This is a genomic window from Spirillospora sp. NPDC049652 (assembly GCF_040675125.1).
Classification (GTDB): domain Bacteria; phylum Actinomycetota; class Actinomycetes; order Streptosporangiales; family Streptosporangiaceae; genus Spirillospora.
Genome location: NZ_JBFAOF010001448.1, coordinates 1 through 1,316, shown reverse-complemented (window position 1 = coordinate 1,316; position 1,316 = coordinate 1). Strand labels below are relative to the sequence as shown.

The window sequence follows — 1,316 nt, the reverse complement described above, 5'->3', positions numbered from 1 at the left end:
GTCCCGGCGGGCGCGGCCAGGACGGCGGCCAGGGACGCCGCGGGGACGGCGGCGACGGCCAGGGCGACCTTCGCGTGGGCGGATCGCATGGTCATCCTTCTCTCGGGGGTGGGGGCGATGCTCGGAAGGGGCTACGGGAGCGTGTCGAGGTGCGGCCGGACGGTCTTGGCGAAGCCGTTGCCGTTGGTGACGTCCCAGTTGATGGACCAGGTCATCGCGCCGCGGATGTCGGGGTAGGTCTGCGACGGCTTGAACGAGCCGCAGTTCGTGCCGCGCGCGAGGCAGTCCAGGGCGCTGTTCACCAGGCTCGGCGAGACGACGCCCCCGCCCGCCGCGCCCGCCCCCGCGGGCAGGCCCAGCGCGACCTGGTCGGGCCGCAGCCCGTTCTGCAGCTGGATGCAGGCGAGCGCGGTCATGAAGTCGACCGAGCCCTGCCCGTACACCTTCTGGTCGCAGCCGAGCATGGCGCCGGAGTTGTAGAACTGGGTGTGCACGACGGTGAGGATGTCCTTGATCTTCAGCGCGAGCTGGAAGTAGGACGCCCCGGTGGACTGCATGTCGATGGTCTGGGGGGCCATCGTGATGATGAGGTTCGCGCCGGCCTGCGAGCGCAGCGCGCGCAGGGCCTGCTCCATGTACGTCGGGTTGACGCCGTTCTCCAGGTCGATGTCCACGCCGTCGAACCCGTACGCGCTGATGATCCTTCCCATGCTGGACGCGAACGTCGCGGCGGACGACGCGTCCCCGACCTGGACGGTCCCGTTCTGGCCGCCGACCGACAGGATCACCTTCTTACCTCTGCCGTGCAGCGTGGCGATGTCGGCCTTGAACTGGGCGTCGGTGTACCCGCCGAGCGCCGTGGACAGGCCGGAGTCGAGCGTGAACGCGACCTCCCCTGGCTTGCCGGTGGCGTCGCCGAACGCGACCGCGACCAGGTCGTACTCGCTCGGGACGTCCGCGAGCCTCAGCGGCTTGGCGGAGTTGACGAAGTCCTGCCAGTAGCCGGTGAGGAAGTGCTTGGGCAGCGGCCCGGTCGCGCAGCCGCTGGTCGTGCCGGTGACGGCGGCGCTCGCCGGGGACTCGCCCTTCGCGTCGTACGCCTTGACCGTGTAGGTGTGGGTCGAGCAGGCGGCGAGGCCGGACAGCGTCGCGGTCGTCCCGGTGACGGTCGCGGCGACCGTGGAGCCCTCGTAGACGCGGTAGCCGGTCGGGGTGCCGGTCCCGGCCGTCCAGGTGAGGGTGAGGGACGAGTCGGTGCGGGCGCTGACGGACGGGGCGCCGGGCGCGCCGGGCCCGCCCGGCGGGCCCAACCCGCC

General features: G+C 71.9%; 1 protein-coding gene. It reads right to left on the bottom strand.

The window, feature by feature from the left end; all coding sequences use genetic code 11:
• Positions 1 to 131 precede the first annotated feature (131 nt).
• Positions 132 to 1,316, bottom strand: a 1,185-nt coding sequence (locus AB0J52_RS40990; RefSeq protein ID WP_500188645.1) for a chitinase, incomplete at its 5' end; no start/stop codon positions are given.